Origin of the sequence: Allokutzneria albata (assembly GCF_900103775.1) — a bacterium.
GTDB lineage: Bacteria > Actinomycetota > Actinomycetes > Mycobacteriales > Pseudonocardiaceae > Allokutzneria > Allokutzneria albata.
In genome coordinates, this window is the sequence record NZ_LT629701.1 from 7,956,160 (window position 1) to 7,971,440 (window position 15,281).

Sequence of the window (15,281 nt, forward strand, 5' to 3'; positions counted from 1 at the left end):
TCTCGGACGCCGCCCGCGTCCTGACGGGTACAGAATGGTCAGTGCGGCAGGATCTTGCCGAGAAAGTCCTTGGCGCGATCGGAGCTGGGGGCGGTGAAGAACTCCTCCGGCGTGGTGTCCTCGACGATCTCGCCGTCGGCCATGAACACCACGCGGTCGGCGGCCTTGCGGGCGAAGCCCATCTCGTGGGTGACCACGAGCATGGTCATGCCCTCCTTGGCCAGGGTCGTCATCACGTCGAGCACCTCGTTGACCATCTCCGGGTCCAGCGCGGAGGTGGGCTCGTCGAAGAGCATCACCTTCGGCTTCATCGCCAGCGCGCGGGCGATGGCCACCCGCTGCTGCTGGCCGCCGGAGAGCTGGGCGGGGTACTTGTCGGCCTGGTTGGCGATGCCGACGCGGTCGAGCAGCTGCTGGGCGAGCTTGCGCGCCTCCGGCTCCTTCACCCCGCGGACCTTCATCGGGGCCAGCATCACGTTCTCGATGATGGTCTTGTGGGCGAAGAGGTTGAACTGCTGGAAGACCATGCCGACGTCGGCGCGCAGGGCGGCCAGCGCCTTGCCCTCCTCCGGCAGCCGCTTGCCGTCGACCTCGATGTCACCGGAGTCGATCGGTTCGAGTCGGTTGATGGTCCGGCACAGCGTGGACTTGCCAGAGCCGGACGGACCGAGTACCACCACCACCTGACCCTTGGGCACTTCGATGTTGATGCCCTTGAGCACGTGCAGCGGCCCGAAGAACTTGTCCACGCCCGCCATGCGGATCATCGGCGGGGTGGGGGCAGCTGCGGTCATCGGCGCTCCTCGTCGACAAGGGTGATTCAGTTGGCGGAAACCTAGGTGTGGGCGACCACACCAGTCCAGATCGGTTGAGCAAGACTTAGGGTCTCAACTCTGTCACGGATGAGTCGCACCGGCTCAAGGGAGGTACCACCCGTGCGGGTACTGCTCGTCGAGGACGACGACCGCGTCGCCGAGGCGCTGGAACCGGCCCTCACCAGGCGCGGAATGACGGTATCCCGTCTTCCGGGCGGAAAGGGAGTCCTGGAGAGCCTGTCCGAAGTGGACGTGGTGTTATTGGACCTCGGACTGCCCGATGTGGACGGTGTCGCGCTGTGCCGCGCCATCAGGGCGGCCAGTGATGTGGCGATCATCGTCGTCTCCGCCCGAGGGGAGGTCGACGACCGCATCCTCGGCCTGCACGCGGGCGCGGACGACTACCTGGTCAAGCCCTACGACGTCGGTGAGCTGATGGCCAGGGTGCAGGCGGTGCGCCGCCGCCGCGGCCACGCCGGCACCGACGACGTCGTCAAGATCGGGGACGTCGAGGTGCACCTGAACCGGCACGAGGTGCGGGTGGCCGGGGAGCCGATCGCGTTGTCCCGCAAGGAGTTCCAGATGCTGGCGCTGCTCGTGGCCGCGCGCGGCTCGGTGTGCACCCGGGAACGGATCATCTCCGAGGTGTGGGGCCGCACCTGGTCGGGGGTGAACCGCACGCTGGACGTGCACGTGGCCACGCTGCGCACCAAGCTCGGCCGCCCGGACCTGATCGAGACCGTCCGCGGGGTGGGCTACCGGCTCGCCGCGGCGACCCCGGCGGGGTAACCCGATCGAGTGGATCTTTCCTCCGATTCCGTTCTACGCGCACGGGCTTCGGGTTTCCGGTAAGGGTTTCGCGGCAGTGGGTGCCGCTGGAAGGGTGGTCGGGTGCGTTCCCGGTTGCTGACGACGGTGCTCTCCCTGCTGGTGCTGGTGCTCGCCGGCCTGGGTGTGCCGCTGGCCGCCACGGTGGCCGGTGCCGAGCAGCAGCGGCTGTTCCTGGACCGGCTGACCGATGTCACCAGGTTCGCCTCGCTGGCCCAGCGGCCGATCATCGACGACCAGCCCTCGGTGATCGAGCGCGAGCTGCGCCGCTACGACGAGGTCTACCGGATCGCGGTGGCCATCACCGACCGGGACGGCGTCGTGGTCGCGCGGTCCCGGCCGGGCCTGGAGCTGACCGACCGGAAGGTGATCGACCGGGTCGGCCTGGCGCTGGCCGGGCGGCACTCCGAGCCCGGTGACCTGATGCTGCCCTGGCACGACGAGCCGCTGGTGCTGGCCGCCCCGGTGCTGGCCGACGGCGAGGTGCGCGGCGCCGCGCTGATCATCTCGCCGACCGCGTCGGCGCGCGGGCGGGTCGTGGTCTGGTGGGGTGCGCTGCTGCTGGGCAGCCTGCTGGCGCTGGGCGCGGGCATCCTGTTCGCGCTGCCGGTGGTGCGCTGGATCCTCAAGCCGGTGCAGCGGCTGGACGAGGCCACCGGGAAGATGGTGACCGCGCTGATCATGGGGCGGCCCGTCGAGCCGGTCGGTGGCAACGGCGGCCCGCCGGAGCTGCGGCGGCTCACCCACTCCTTCGAACAGATGGCCGCCGCGGTCGGCGACGTGCTGGCCGCGCAACGGGCCTTCGTCGCCGACGCCTCGCACCAGCTGCGCAACCCGCTCACGGCGCTGCGGCTGCGGCTGGGCAACCTGGAGGGCCACGTCGACGCCGAGGCGGAGGTGCACCACGAAGCCGCCATCGAGGAGACCGACCGGCTGAACCGCCTGCTGGACGAGCTGCTGGTGATGGCGCGGGCCGAGGCCAGCTCGCTGGACCCGGTGCCGATCGACGTGGACGACATCATCACCGAGCGGCTGCAGGCGTGGAGCGCCGTCGCCGACTCGCGGCACGTCGAGCTGGTGCAGACGGGCGAGACCGACCTCGTGGCGATGCTCACCCCGCGCGGCCTGGAGGGCATCCTGGACGCGCTGCTGGACAACGCGCTGAAGTTCACCCACGACGGCACCGTGGTCGAGGTGGCCGCGCGGCGGATCGACAACCGGGTCGAGGTGAGCGTCCGGGACGAGGGCCCCGGCCTGCGCCCGAAGGAGCTGGAGCGGGCCACCGACCGGTTCTGGCGCAGCCCGAGCCACCAGAACGTGCCCGGCTCCGGGCTCGGTCTGGCGATCGTGACCAGGATCGTCGCCAGGGTCGACGGCAACGTGCGGTTGGAGCTGCCCAAGGGCGGCGGCCTCAAGGTCGTGGTGACCATGCCGCTCGCCCCGCCGGAGCGCTCGATCCGCTAGAGCTTCACCGAGCGGTAGTAGGCGATCGCGCCGGGGTGCAGCGGCACCGGCTCGGTCTCCACCGCGGCGCGGACGTCGATGGTGCGCGCCGCCGAGTTCGAACCGACCAGGTCCGGCAGCGAGGCGTAGACGCTGCGGGTCAGCGCCTCGGCGACGTCCTCGCGCATCGAGGCGGTCACCACCAGGAAGTTGCGCACCACCAGGGTGACCACCGGCCCGGAGGCGAGGTCGTAGGTGGAGGCGGGCAGGCTGGCCGCCCCGTAGCCGGGGTAGCGCTTGCGCAGCTCCGGCAGCAGGTCGGAGAGGTCGATCATGCGCAGCTTGACCGCCTTCGACAGCGCGTTCACCGCCTCCGTCGGCAGGCCGCCGGACCAGAAGAACGCGTCGATGCGGCCCTCGCGCAGCGCCGTCGCGGAGTCGGCGACGCCGTACTGCACCGCGACCAGGTCCTTCTCCACGCGCACCTTCGCGGTGTCCAGCAGGCGCTGCGCGATGACCTGCACACCGGAGTTCATCGCGCCGATCGAGACCCGCTTGCCGCGCAGGTCGGAGAGCTTGCGCATGGGGGAGTCGGCGCGCACCACGATCTGCAGGTAGTCGTCGTGCATCCGGGTCAGCGCGCGCAGCCCGTTGCCCGCCAGCGCCGGGTTGGTCGCCTCGCGCGCGAACTCGTCGGAGGCGGTGTCGCCCTGGGAGAAACCGACCTGCGCCCGCCCCTCGCGCAGCATCTTCAGGTTGTCCACCGAGCCCTCGGTGGCCAGCACCTCCGGCGGCCGGATCGCCAGCTGGCGGCCCCAGACCGTGGCGAGGGTGTTGCTCAGCCCGTAGTAGACGCCGCCGCGCGCGCCCGCCGCGATCTTCAGCCGCAGGTCGCCGAAGCCCGCCTGGCAACCGGCGAGCGCGCTCGCCGTGACGAGGACGAGGGCTGTGAGCGTTCTCCACCGAGGCACCCGCACATGGTGCCAGTCCGACGCCGAACATCAATTCCAGATCAATCACGATGCGGCCGCCGCCGCGCCGAACGCACCGAATGAGTCCTTCGGTGCGTTCAAGTACCTCAATGACTCATTCAGCGCGCAAGCCCCCGGTCGGTGCGGGTGTGGGTGGGCGCGGGGGCGGTGCCTACCATGGCCGGAGGGCACACCCTCGCGGCCCGGAGTGACCCAGCTCGTGGCGACCGCGGTGAGGACTGCCGCTGACCAGGGGATATGGTGACGACGTGAGCACGCTGCAGGACCCGCGAACCTACGCCATCAGAACGTACGGCTGCCAGATGAACGTGCACGACTCCGAGCGCCTGTCGGGGCTGCTGGAGGACGCCGGGTACGTTCGGGCGGGCGATGAGGACGTCGCCGACGTGGTGGTGTTCAACACCTGCGCGGTGCGGGAGAACGCGGACAACCGGCTCTACGGCAACCTCGGCCACCTCCGCCCGGTCAAGGCGGAGCACCCGGACATGCAGATCGCGGTCGGCGGCTGCCTGGCGCAGAAGGACCGCGGCGAGATCGTCAAGCGCGCGCCCTGGGTCGACGTCGTCTTCGGCACGCACAACATCGGGTCGCTGCCCGCGCTGCTGGACCGCGCCCGGCACAACGCCAAGGCCGAGGTGGAGATCCTGGAGTCGCTGGAGGTCTTCCCCTCCGCGCTGCCCGCGCGCCGCGACTCCGCGCACTCCGGCTGGGTGTCGATCTCGGTGGGCTGCAACAACACCTGCACCTTCTGCATCGTCCCCTCCTTGCGCGGCAAGGAGAAGGACCGCCGCCCCGGCGAGATCCTGGCCGAGGTCGAGGCCCTGGTCGCCGAGGGCGTGCTGGAGGTGACGCTGCTCGGCCAGAACGTCAACTCCTACGGCGTGGAGTTCGGCGACCGCTTCGCCTTCGGCAAGCTGCTGCGCGCCTGCGGCGGGATCGAGGGCCTGGAGCGGGTGCGCTTCACCTCCCCGCACCCCAAGGACTTCACCGACGACGTGATCGCGGCGATGGCCGAGACGCCGAACGTCTGCCACCAGCTGCACATGCCGCTGCAGTCGGGGTCGGACCGCGTGCTCAAGGCGATGCGCCGCTCCTACCGCAGCGAGCGCTACCTCTCGATCATCGACAAGGTGCGCGCGGCCATGCCGGACGCGGCGATCACCACCGACATCATCGTCGGCTTCCCCGGGGAGACCGAGGAGGACTTCCAGGCCACCCTGGACGTGGTGCGCGCCTCCCGGTTCTCCAGCGCCTTCACCTTCCAGTACTCCAAGCGCCCGGGAACGCCCGCCGCGGAGATGGACGGCCAGCTGCCCAAGGACGTCGTGCAGGAGCGCTACATGCGCCTGATCGAGGTCCAGGAGGCGGTGTCCTGGGAGCAGAACAAGGAACTGGTCGGCCGCAGGCTGGAGGTCCTGGTCTCCGAGGGCGAGGGCCGCAAGGACACCGAGACGCGCAGGATGAGCGGCCGGGCGAGGGACGGCAGGCTGGTGCACTTCGCCCCGACCGGATCGGCGGTGGACCGGGAGATCCGGCCGGGCGACATCGTGGAGACCGTGGTGACCTACGGCGCCCCGCACCACCTCAACGCCGACGGCGACCTGCTGACGCACCGGCGCACCAGGGCGGGCGACCACTGGGAGGCCGGGGTCCGGCCGAAGACCTCCGGGGTCAGCCTCGGCCTGCCCGGCTTCGGCGCCCCGCCGCCCTCGGCCGCGCCCGCCGAGACCGGGTGCGCGGTCCGGTGACCGACAACGAGGACGGGTTCGAGGAGTTCCGCGACGAGCTGCGCCAGGTCGAGCACCGGGTGGCCAGCCGCATCGACCCCGGCATGCGCGCGGTGCGGATCGCGGTCGCGGTGCTGGTGGTGCTCGTGACCTCGGTGCTGCCGTGGGTCGGCGACGCGGTGGGCTGGCAGGTGCTCTTCGGCGCGGCGAAGGTCGGCCTGCTTCCGGTGCTGTTCGCCGCCTTCCTGCTCGGCGTCGGCGTGCTCGGGTCGGGGCTGACCCTGGCGCTGCGCAACTGGACCCTGGCCTGGGTGTGCGCGGTCGGCGGCTGCGCGACGGCCGTGCTGGGCATGCTCTCGATCTGGACGCAGCAGACCGGGAAGTCGAACAAGGTGCCCGGCCCGGGGCCCGGATTCGGCCTGGTGATCGCGGAACTGGCCGCGATCGCCCTCGCGGTGATGTGGGTGAAGATCGCCAGCTCGCGCCGCTGAGGCGCTACAGGTCCCACTGGATGCCGAAGGTGCCGGGACCGAAGTCCAGCGCCACCGCGTGCGCGGCGCCCGCCGGGCTGACGGTGAGCGCCCGGCGGCGGAACTGCGTCGGCTGGTCCAGCGGCGCGCTGATCTGCGTGCAGCGGCGGGGCCGCGCGGCCGGGTCGAACTGCACCTCGGCCAGGTAGTCGCGGACCGGCCTGCGGAACTTGCGGGTGAACACGTCACCGCTGCGGCCAGTCATCCCGGGCGGGTTGACCAGGTCGTACTCCATCATGATCGTCTCGCCCCTGACCAGCGGGACCTCGAAGAGCAGTTCGGCCACCATCAACCCGGTCTCGTCGACCGACGTGCGGCCGGGAGCGCAGTGCCGCCGCGCCACCAGTTCGGCGGCGGCGCCCTGCGGGTGGCCCGGTGAGTAGACGACCACCCAGCGGTCCACCCCGTCGGCGTCGGCGCGCAGCACCTGGCGCACCCGGACGCGGCGCTGGGCGCCCGAGGCGTCGACCTCGACCAGGTCGTGCTGGCTGAGCCGGGTGAGCAGCGCGTCCGAGCTGGTGTCCACTGTGGACAGAAGGGCGGCCAGCCGGTCCTTGGCCGTCCACAACGCTTCCATGGCGGGCGCGGTGATCGTGCTCGGCGCGTACCGGCCGCGCGGCCGGGGCGGCCCGACCAGCGCGCGCAGGGAGGACGGCGGCAACCCGAGCACGCTTTCCAGGTTGGCAAGTACGGAGAAGGACGCGGCGCCCTCGGGCTGGCGACGGCCGGACTGCCAGTTGCTCAGCGTCGCGACGCTGACCGAGGCTCCCTTGGCGCGCAAGCGGTACTGCACCCGGTCCAGGCTCAGCCCGCTCGCCTGGATCGCCGCGCGCAGCGCCGCGGGGAACGGCCCGGTGCGCAACAGTTCGGCGAGCTCGGACTGAGGATCTGGCTCCGCGATGGCGTTCCGGCGGCCTGCGGTCAGCGTCATGGATTCGGTCCCACGTGTCGTCAAGTGTCTGGCAGGGGTGGACGGGCGACTGTGCGGGATCAGCGACAGAGGGAAGACGCCACGCGGACCAGGTCGATGTGACCCCGCGTGACCAGACGCACTCCTCGCTGCACGAGTCCGACGCTAGGTCTTGACGTTTTGCAGTGTCAAGGATTCCCAGTTCCTGGACAAAAGGTTACATACAGGTTTCATCAGCCCTTTCGCACTCGGAAGACCACCGTGGCGTGCCCGGGGACCTCGGCGCTGATCGCGCCCGTGCTCGTCGTGGTCCGCTTCGACCACAGGTCCCGCAGTTGGTAGCGCTGCGCGCCGCCGAGGCCGATCTCCGCGGCCGTGGTGCCGATCGTGCGCGTGTCCGTGTTCTCGTTGAACAACGCCACCGCGGCATCGCCGTCCGCAAGCGGTTTCACGATCACGTACAGGCCGCCGGATGCCTTGACCTGCTTGCCCTGCACGCCTTTGCGGTCCTGGTTGACCGCGATCACGTCGGTGTTGAGCAGCGTCTGGAAGTTCTCCGCGCTCACCTTGCGCAGGTCGGAACCGATCAGCAGCGGAGCCGCCATGACGGCCCAGAGGCTGAAGTGCGAGCGGTACTCCGTCGGCGTCATCCCGCCGTTGCCGACCTCCAGCATGTCCGGGTCGTTCCACGCGCCGGGCTTGGCGTGCGCGGCCAGCGGCAGGTTCTTCTTGAAGATCGAGACCATCTTCGCCCAGGTGTCGTTGATGTCCCCGGTGGTGCGCCAGGAGTTGCCGACCTCCTGTGCCCAGGTCCACGGTGCGTTCTGGCCCCACTCGCAGATCGAGTAGACCATGGGCCGCTTCGCCTTCTTGATCGCCTCGCGCATCCTCGTGTAGCGCTGCCTGGCGTCGACGCCCTGGTTGTTGCAGTTGTCGTACTTCAGGTAGTCGACGCCCCAGTCGGCGAACTGCCGGGCGTCGGAGTCCTCGTGCCCGAGCGCGCCGGGGAACCCCGCCGCGTTGCAGGTCTTGGTTCCGGCGCTGGTGTAGATGCCGAACTTGAGGCCCTTCGAGTGCACGTAGTCCGCGAGTGCCTTGATACCACTGGGAAAGCGCTTGCGGTCGACGACGAGCTTGCCGTTGGCGTCACGGGCGGGCTCCGCCCAGCAGTCGTCGATGTTGACGTAGCGGTACCCGGCGTCCCTGAGACCGCGGGAAACGAACAGGTCCGCCGTGTCTTTGATCATCTTCTCGTTGAACTCGGCCCGGCAGTGCGTGGTGTTCCAGTTGTTGAAGCCCATCGGGGGAGTCCGGGCGAGGCCGTTCTCCCACGCGATGGCCTGCGGGCTGACCAGGAGACCGGCGGCGACGGTGAGTGCGGCCGCCAATGCTGTGCTGCGCAACGTGTTCTCCTCGACTGGGAAGGGCGCGGCGGCGGAAGTCCTCGGGCCGGGCAGGTCAGTCGGGCAGGCCCCACGGCTTGCCGGGCACGGAGATCGGCACCGGCTCGATCCGCAGGTCCGGCAGCGGGCCCTTGGGGTGCACGATCGCGGTGGCTCCGCGCGCGAGGTCGATCTCGACGACTCCGGGGGTGACCTGGCGCCAGGTCACCGGTGCGCCCTGCGGAGTGCTCACCGCGATCTCGCCGGTGATGCCGTGCTGAACGTGGCAGCGTTGTCCGGCCTGGCTGCGGACGCCGACCCACCGCGTGCGGCCCTGCATGCGCACCGCGCTGACCAGAAACGCGCCCTGGGCAAGGAAGTTCTCCACCGCGACGTCCTGCCACGCCGTGGGGACCGCGGGGAAGACGCGGATCACCTCGCCCCAGCTCTGGCACAGCATGTCCAATATGGACTGTGAGGCCGACAGCGGTGTCTCCACCACGGGGCTGCCTTCGCGGTACATCGTGTTCTCGGTGACCGGGTACTTGGTGCTGGTGTCGAAGAACTTCAGCAGGTAGTCCAGCGCGCGGTCGCCGTCGCCGAGCAGCGCGAGCATCGACGCCGCCCCGGTGTAGCTGTAGCCGCGGTGCGCCCCGGTCAGGCTGTGCCAGTGCTTGATCGACTTCTCGATCAGCGCGCGGTTCTCCGCGGTCTCGGGCGTCACCAGGTGCAGCGGGTACACCATCAGCAGGTGCGAGTAGTGCCGGTGCGACTTCGCGTACGGCACGCCCGCGCCGATCATGAAGCCGGTGTCGTCCACCGGGTACGGCGTGAGGTCGCGCAGCACCTGCCGCCACTTCGAGGCCAGCGGATCCCTTGTGCCGAGCCGTTTGTCGGCGTCGAGCAGGGTCTGGCAGCCCCAGCGGATCAGTGAGAGGTCGTAGTTGCAGTCCGGCGCGTTGCCGTACTCCGGCGAGTGCGTCTCCGCGAGGTGCAGCTTGCCGTCCGCGCCGGGCTTCAGGAAGTGCAGGTAGTAGTTGATCGCCCTGCGCAGCAAGGGGAAGAGCGTGTCGCGCAGCACGCGGTCGTCCATCGAGTGCCGGTAGCCGAGCCACACGTTGTGCAGCGCCCAGGTGAGGTTCCCGGTCTCCGGACTGTTCCCGCCGTCCCCGGGCCGCGCGACCATGCTGCCCTTGACCGTGCGGCGGTCGGTGCTGCGCCCGACGCCCGCGGAGTCCTTGCGGTACTCCTCGTGGACGTTGTCGATCAGGTGCTGCCGGTTGACGTCCAGCGTCGTGGTGATCGCGTCCAGCTCCAGGTGGTTGGAGCCGTTGATCAACCAGTACTCCAGCTGCACGTTGAGGTTCCACCACGTCGCGGGCCAGCCGGTGTCCTCCAGCCACGGCCCGCAGGTCGCCATCACCGGCGCGTCGGCGCGGGTGCCGGAGGCGATCTTGTAGAGCTGTGCCCAGTGGAAGCTCTGCAGCCGTTGGTCGGGGATGGAGACGAAACTCCTGCGGTAGTAGGCGTTCCACCACGCGCGGTGGGTCGAGGTGAGCTGGCGCTCGGGCAGCGCGCTCGCCCGGTTCACGGCGGAGAGCGCCTTCGCCTCCGCGCCGGTGCCCGGGTGGGTGTGCGCCACGGAGAGGTACAGGGTCCGGCCGTCGACCCGATAGGCGGTCGCGGTCTGCCCGCCCGCGACGAGCCCCTGGAGCACCAGGTTCGTCCCGCCGGTGGTCTTCGTGGTGTGCGGCGGGTTCTCCACGTAGCCGGCGGGCGGGGCCTCCCTGGTGGCCTTGGGGCTGATCGCCTTCTCCGGGTGGAAGACCCAGTGGACCCGCTCGCCGCCGGAGGGCGTGACGACGGCGACCAGCACCGAGCGCTCGGTGTGGACGTAGGCGCGCAACGCCAGCGTTCCCTTGTCCGTGCGCACGGTGCCGACCAGTTCGGCGTTGTGCAGGTCAAGCCGCCAGTCGACGCCGGTGATCGTGCCGACCGGCTCCAGCGTGAGGTGGCCGACCGGCAGGCGGCACACGCCCCAGCCGCTGTTGAACTGCGGCCGGTAGTCCTGCACCTCGCTGTGCTGCGTGGTGAAGCGGATCGCGTTGCGGCCGGGCTCCTGGTAGATCATCGAGCCGAGCCGTCCGTCGCCCAGGAACGGCCCCTGCCACCACTTCGTCGGCAGCTTCCGCCACACCAGGTCCTGCTCGCGCAGGAACCTCGCCCAGTCCGGCCCGCCTGCCCGCCCGGCCTCCGCCTCCGCGGTCGTGGTCCCGGCGAGGCCGCCCAGGGCGCCCGCCGCGATCACCCCCGCCGAGCCCGCCAGCACCCCACGCCGCGATACATCCCATCTTTGCTCGCTCACGTCAGCTCCACCTCGTGTGCGGTGGGCGCGCTGTTGCGGCAGGCAGCAGGCCCTGTATGAGGTTCGAAGCTAGAAGCGGGCAGCGGGCGCGTCAATGCTCCAGTTGGGCAGACATCCGATCAATCGACGCCCGGGCGCGCCACGGCCGGACCCCTGACATGGCAGAAGCCCCCGAGACGATCGGGGGCTTCTGCTCAGATCAGCGAACTCAGCGGTTGGCGACGGAGTTCTCGGCCGCGGCCAGCCACTCGCGCCACTGCGCGGCCTGGGACTCGGCCTGCTCCGCGCGGCGCTTGTCCCCGGCGGCGCGGGCCTTGGCGGCCTGCGCCTCGAACTGCTCGACCCGCTCGCGGAACTGCGCGACCCTGGCCTCGGCCTCCGGGTCGGTGCGCCGCCACTGCGCGTCGGCCGCCGAGCGAACCCGCTCCTCGATCGCGCGCAGCTTGCCCTCCAGCTCGCGCACCCGCTCGCGCGGGACCTTGCCGATCTGGTCCCACCGCTCCTGGATCTTGTAGAGCTGGTTGCGGGCCGCCTCGAGTCCGTTGGCCGACGGGTCGATCGACTCCGCCTCGGCCAGCAGCTCCTCCTTGAGCTTGGCGTTGGCGGCGAACTCCGCGTCCCGCTCGCTGAAGGCCTCGGAGCGGTGCGAGAAGAACTGGTCCTGCGCCGCGCGGAACCGCTTCCACAGCGCGTCGTCGGCGTCCTTGGGCGCGCGCCCGGCCGCCTTCCAGTCCGCCATCAGCTCCTTGTAGCGGTTGGCGGTCTCGCCCCACTCGGTCGAGGTGGCCAGCGACTCGGCCTCCTCCACGATCTCCTGCTTGCGCTGCTTGGCCGAGGACCGCTGCCGGTCCAGCTCGGCGAAGTGCGAGCCGCGCCTGCGGTTGAACGCGTCCCTGGCCTTGGCGAAGCGCCGCCACAGCTGCTCGTCGGTCTTGCGGTCAACGCCGCGCACCGACTTCCACTCCTCCAGCATCGCGCGCAGCCGGTCACCGGCCGCCTTCCACTGGGTGGACTCGTTGGCCAGCCCCTCCGCCTCGTCGACGAGGGCCTGCTTGCGCGCGACCGCCTCGGCGCGGGCCTGCTCCTTGGCCGCCTTGCCCGCCTCCATGGCCACCTCGGCGCGGGCGATCACGTGGTCGACCCGCTTGGCCAGCGCGTCCAGGTCGCCGACGACGGCGGCGTCGGCCAGCGCGTCCTTGAGGTGCTTGGCGCTGCCGAGCGCCTGCTTCGGGTCACCGGCGCCGGAGTTCAGCCGCGCCTCCAGCAGCCCGAGCTCGGTGAGCATGTCGTCGAACTTGCGCGCGAAGTGCGCGAGACCCTCGGCGGGCTCACCCGCCTGCCACGACCCGACCGACCGCTCGCCGTCCGCGGTGCGCACGTAGACCGTGCCGTCGGCGTCCACCCGGCCCCAGCGCTCCGGGTGGTCCGACGCGGCCGGCACCACCGGGGCCGCGGGCAGGGCGGCCGCGGGGGGCGTGCTGACCGGGGGCGTGTTGTCCTGGGCCGTGGTGTCCGGAGTGGCCCGACCCTGCTGCCCGTCGGCCTGGGTCGTCTCCTGGTCCGTCATCGCCGGCTCCTCCTAGCCTTCACCGCCCGCACCGCGTGCGGGCGCCCCGCATGGCGGCGGGGCCTGGCAACCGGGCATCCGGGCCGGTGTGGCCCGCGATCCCTGAAGGGGGATTGAACCAGGTCAGGGCGCTCGTCGGAACTTCGAGGCCGGGTTGTGACCTACCCATGACCTTGCACCGCCCACCCGGGTGTGTTCGGCCGAACGTGTGAGGGGGCACTAGCCTGCCCGAACGTGATCGTTCGCGCCGCCGTGCTGCCGCACCCACCGTTGCTCGTACCGCAACTGGTCGCGGGTGCCTCCGAGGAGACCGAACCCCTGCGCCGGGCCTGCCTGGACGCCGCGCGCTGGCTGGCCGAGGCGACACCGAGATGGTCCGCGGTGGCCGTGGACGAGGTGGGCTCGAGAGTGATCGAACCCGCGACCAGGGGCAGCTTCGCCGGGTTCGGGGTGGACGTCCCGGTCAGCCTCGCCGGGCTGGCCGAGGACGAGGGCAGGACCGATCCGCTGCTGCCGCTGCCCGCGCTGATCGCGGGCTGGCTGCGCGAGCACTCCGGTGCCGACGAGGTCCGGGTCCGGCTGGTCACCCCGGAACTGGACCCCGACCAGTGCTGGCTGGTCGGCCACGAGCTGGTGGACGCGCTGTCCGGGCCGGATCCGGTCGCGCTGCTCGTGCTCGGCGACTCCTCGCCCCGGCACGGCGACCGCGCACCGGGACGGCCGGACCCGCGCGCGGCCGAGTTCGACGAGCGGGTCCGCAAGGCGCTCGCCGACGCCGACGCCGACGCGCTCATGGACATCGACGCGGACCTGGCCGCCGAGCTGGGCGCCCGGGGCCGCTCGGCGTGGCAGGTGCTGGCCAGCGTCGCGCAGAGCTCCGGGGTGAACTGGCGGGGCGAGGTCGACTACTCCGGCGCGCCCTACGGCGTCGGCTACCACGTGGCCCGCTGGGAACCGGCCGCGTGACCAGGCTGATCGCCGTGGTCGGGCCGACCGGCACCGGGAAGTCCGACCTCGGCGTCGAGCTGGCCCTGCGCCTGGGCGGCGAGGTGGTCAACGCCGACGCCATGCAGCTGTACCGGGGCATGGACATCGGCACCGCCAAGCTCACCGAGGCCGAGCGCGCCGGGGTCCCGCACCACCAGCTCGACGTCCTCGACGTCACCGAGACCGCGTCGGTCGCCGCCTACCAGCGGCACGCCCGCGCCGATGTCGAGGCGGTGCTCGCCGCGGGCCGCGTGCCGATCCTGGTCGGGGGCTCCGGGCTGTACGTGCAGGCGGTGCTGGACGACCTCGAGTTCCCCGGCACCGATCCCTCAGTCCGCGCCCGCCTGGAAGCCGAAGCGGCCGAAGCGGGCTTGCACGTCCTCTACCAGAGGCTTTCCCGGCTGGACCCGGCCGCGGCGGAGGCGGTGCTGCCGACCAACAGCCGCCGCATCGTGCGTGCGCTGGAGGTCATCGAGCTGACCGGCCGCCCGTTCTCGGCGACGCTGCCGCGCCCGGGGGCCCCGCGCTACGACGCGCTGCTGGTCGGCCTCGACCGCGATACCGCTGAGCTGGACAAACGCATCAATGAACGAGTTGTGCGGATGTTCGACGCGGGCTTGGTGGAGGAGGTCCGAAGGCTGGAGGCGGCCGGGCTGCGCGAGGGCCGCACGGCGTCGCGGGCGCTGGGCTACCAGCAGGTCCTGGAAGAGGTCCCGGATCCCGCGGCGGCGACCGCGCAGGCGACCAGGCGATTCGTCCGGCGGCAGCGTTCGTGGTTCCGGAGGGACGAACGCATCACCTGGCTGGACGCCGCGCGGCCCGACCTCCTTGACGCGGTGCTCGGTAACTACGCTGGACAGCGTGGGTATTGAGTTCGCGAAGGGCCACGGGACGCAGAACGACTTCGTCGTGCTCGCTGACGCCGAGGGCAAGCTGGAGCTGACCGACGACCGGGTGCGCGCGCTGTGCGACCGCAACCGGGGCCTCGGCGCGGACGGCGTGCTGCGCGTGGTGCGCAGCGAGCACGTCGCTGACGCTCCGGAGGGCACCAAGGCCGAGTGGTTCATGGATTACCGCAACGCCGACGGCTCGATCGCGGAGATGTGCGGCAACGGCGTCCGGGTCTTCGCGAACTACCTGGTGCAGGCGAAGCTGGCGGAGGCGGGCAGTTTCCTCGTAGGCACGCGTGCGGGCGACAAGCCAGTGGTGGTGCACGAGGACGGTTCGGTGACCGTAGACATGGGTCCGGCGCGCATCGTCGGCGAATCCACCGCGACTGTGTCCGGTCGTGCCTTCCACGGCATCGCGGTCGACGTCGGCAACCCCCACCTGGTCTGCGTGACCGACGTGGAGATCGCCGACCTCGACCTGACCGTGCCTCCGGGCCACGATCCGGTGATGTTCCCGCACGGGGTGAACGTGGAGTTCATCTCCCAGCTCTCCGAGTCCGAGCTGCGCATGCGTGTCCACGAGCGTGGCGTTGGCGAGACGCGCTCCTGCGGGACCGGGACGGTGGCCGCTGTGGCCGCTGTGCTGCACCGATCCGGCCGCGCCGGAGGCGAACTCCTGGTGAACATCCCCGGCGGTCAGGTGCGCGTGTCGATCGGCGAGGAGACCAGCACGCTCACCGGTCCGGCGGTCCTGGTGGCCGAGGGCACGCTCTCCGACTCCTGGTGGCTGGGTGGTTAGTCGCCCGGAACGGGGGAATTCGGATGCGGGGCGTGGGAGACTGGAC

14 protein-coding genes are annotated in these 15,281 nt (G+C 71.1%); 7 read left to right on the forward strand and 7 right to left on the reverse strand.

Features of this window, described 5'->3' with window-relative positions:
- Nucleotides 1-38: 38 nt before the first annotated feature.
- A complete protein-coding gene (locus BLT28_RS36495; protein WP_030428625.1) occupies nucleotides 39-767 on the reverse strand; it encodes an amino acid ABC transporter ATP-binding protein in 729 nt (242 codons plus the stop codon).
- 168 nt (nucleotides 768-935) lie between these two features.
- Between BLT28_RS36495 and BLT28_RS36500 the strand changes: the two genes are divergently transcribed.
- Together BLT28_RS36500 and BLT28_RS36505 are read left to right on the forward strand one after the other, a co-directional pair.
- Entirely contained in the window at nucleotides 936-1,604 is a 669-nt protein-coding gene (locus BLT28_RS36500) for a response regulator transcription factor (RefSeq protein ID WP_030428624.1), read from the forward strand.
- Between the two features lie 102 nt (nucleotides 1,605-1,706).
- Nucleotides 1,707-3,107 carry a sensor histidine kinase gene (locus BLT28_RS36505; RefSeq protein ID WP_030428623.1) on the forward strand — a complete coding sequence of 467 codons (1,401 nt, stop codon included), beginning with the start codon at nucleotides 1,707-1,709 and terminating at the stop codon, nucleotides 3,105-3,107.
- Here the strand turns inward: BLT28_RS36505 and BLT28_RS36510 are convergent.
- Entirely contained in the window at nucleotides 3,104-4,057 is a 954-nt protein-coding gene (locus BLT28_RS36510; RefSeq protein WP_030428622.1) for a TAXI family TRAP transporter solute-binding subunit, read from the reverse strand. The two genes, BLT28_RS36505 and BLT28_RS36510, sit on opposite strands and share 4 nt — an antisense overlap.
- A 269-nt stretch (nucleotides 4,058-4,326) precedes the next feature.
- Here BLT28_RS36510 and miaB point away from each other — a divergent pair, with 269 nt between their 5' ends.
- Both miaB and BLT28_RS36520 read left to right on the forward strand, forming a co-directional pair.
- Complete coding sequence (miaB, locus tag BLT28_RS36515; RefSeq protein WP_030428621.1) at nucleotides 4,327-5,826, forward strand: tRNA (N6-isopentenyl adenosine(37)-C2)-methylthiotransferase MiaB; 1,500 nt, start codon at nucleotides 4,327-4,329, stop codon at nucleotides 5,824-5,826.
- Nucleotides 5,823-6,296, forward strand: coding sequence for an Rv2732c family membrane protein (locus tag BLT28_RS36520; protein WP_030428620.1), 474 nt, complete (start codon nucleotides 5,823-5,825; stop codon nucleotides 6,294-6,296). The genes miaB and BLT28_RS36520 overlap by 4 nt, the downstream gene beginning before the upstream one ends.
- A 4-nt stretch (nucleotides 6,297-6,300) precedes the next feature.
- Here the strand turns inward: BLT28_RS36520 and BLT28_RS36525 are convergent, their stop codons facing one another.
- From BLT28_RS36525 to BLT28_RS36540, 5 genes are all read right to left on the reverse strand, one after another.
- Entirely contained in the window at nucleotides 6,301-7,266 is a 966-nt protein-coding gene (locus tag BLT28_RS36525) for a helix-turn-helix domain-containing protein (protein WP_030428619.1), read from the reverse strand.
- 59 nt (nucleotides 7,267-7,325) lie between these two features.
- Nucleotides 7,326-7,400: a putative leader peptide gene (locus BLT28_RS42955; protein ID WP_407638838.1), complete on the reverse strand. Its 75-nt coding sequence runs from the start codon at nucleotides 7,398-7,400 to the stop codon at nucleotides 7,326-7,328.
- A 78-nt stretch (nucleotides 7,401-7,478) separates the two neighbouring features.
- Nucleotides 7,479-8,648 carry a glycoside hydrolase family 27 protein gene (locus BLT28_RS36530; protein WP_030428618.1) on the reverse strand — a complete coding sequence of 390 codons (1,170 nt, stop codon included), beginning with the start codon at nucleotides 8,646-8,648 and terminating at the stop codon, nucleotides 7,479-7,481.
- A gap of 55 nt (nucleotides 8,649-8,703) precedes the next feature.
- Nucleotides 8,704-10,992, reverse strand: a complete 2,289-nt coding sequence (locus BLT28_RS36535; protein ID WP_030428617.1) for a glycosyl hydrolase family 95 catalytic domain-containing protein — start codon at nucleotides 10,990-10,992, stop codon at nucleotides 8,704-8,706.
- Nucleotides 10,993-11,200: 208 nt separating this feature from the next.
- Nucleotides 11,201-12,559 (reverse strand): DUF349 domain-containing protein, encoded by a 1,359-nt coding sequence (locus BLT28_RS36540; RefSeq protein ID WP_030428616.1) that lies wholly within the window; start codon nucleotides 12,557-12,559, stop codon nucleotides 11,201-11,203.
- Between the two features lie 234 nt (nucleotides 12,560-12,793).
- On the opposite strand from BLT28_RS36540, the gene BLT28_RS42290 reads away from it, so the two are divergent.
- Genes BLT28_RS42290 through dapF form a run of 3 tightly spaced genes read left to right on the forward strand, consistent with a single transcriptional unit; the run spans nucleotide 12,794 to nucleotide 15,235 of the window.
- Complete coding sequence (locus tag BLT28_RS42290) at nucleotides 12,794-13,525, forward strand: class III extradiol ring-cleavage dioxygenase family protein (RefSeq protein WP_030428615.1); 732 nt, start codon at nucleotides 12,794-12,796, stop codon at nucleotides 13,523-13,525.
- Complete coding sequence (gene miaA / locus BLT28_RS42295) at nucleotides 13,522-14,418, forward strand: tRNA (adenosine(37)-N6)-dimethylallyltransferase MiaA (RefSeq protein WP_030428614.1); 897 nt, start codon at nucleotides 13,522-13,524, stop codon at nucleotides 14,416-14,418. The genes BLT28_RS42290 and miaA overlap by 4 nt, the downstream gene beginning before the upstream one ends.
- On the forward strand, nucleotides 14,408-15,235 hold the full coding sequence (gene dapF, locus BLT28_RS36550) for a diaminopimelate epimerase (protein WP_081900168.1): 828 nt from the start codon (nucleotides 14,408-14,410) through the stop codon (nucleotides 15,233-15,235). Before miaA ends, dapF begins: the two co-directional genes overlap by 11 nt.
- The last annotated feature ends 46 nt before the right edge of the window (nucleotides 15,236-15,281 follow it).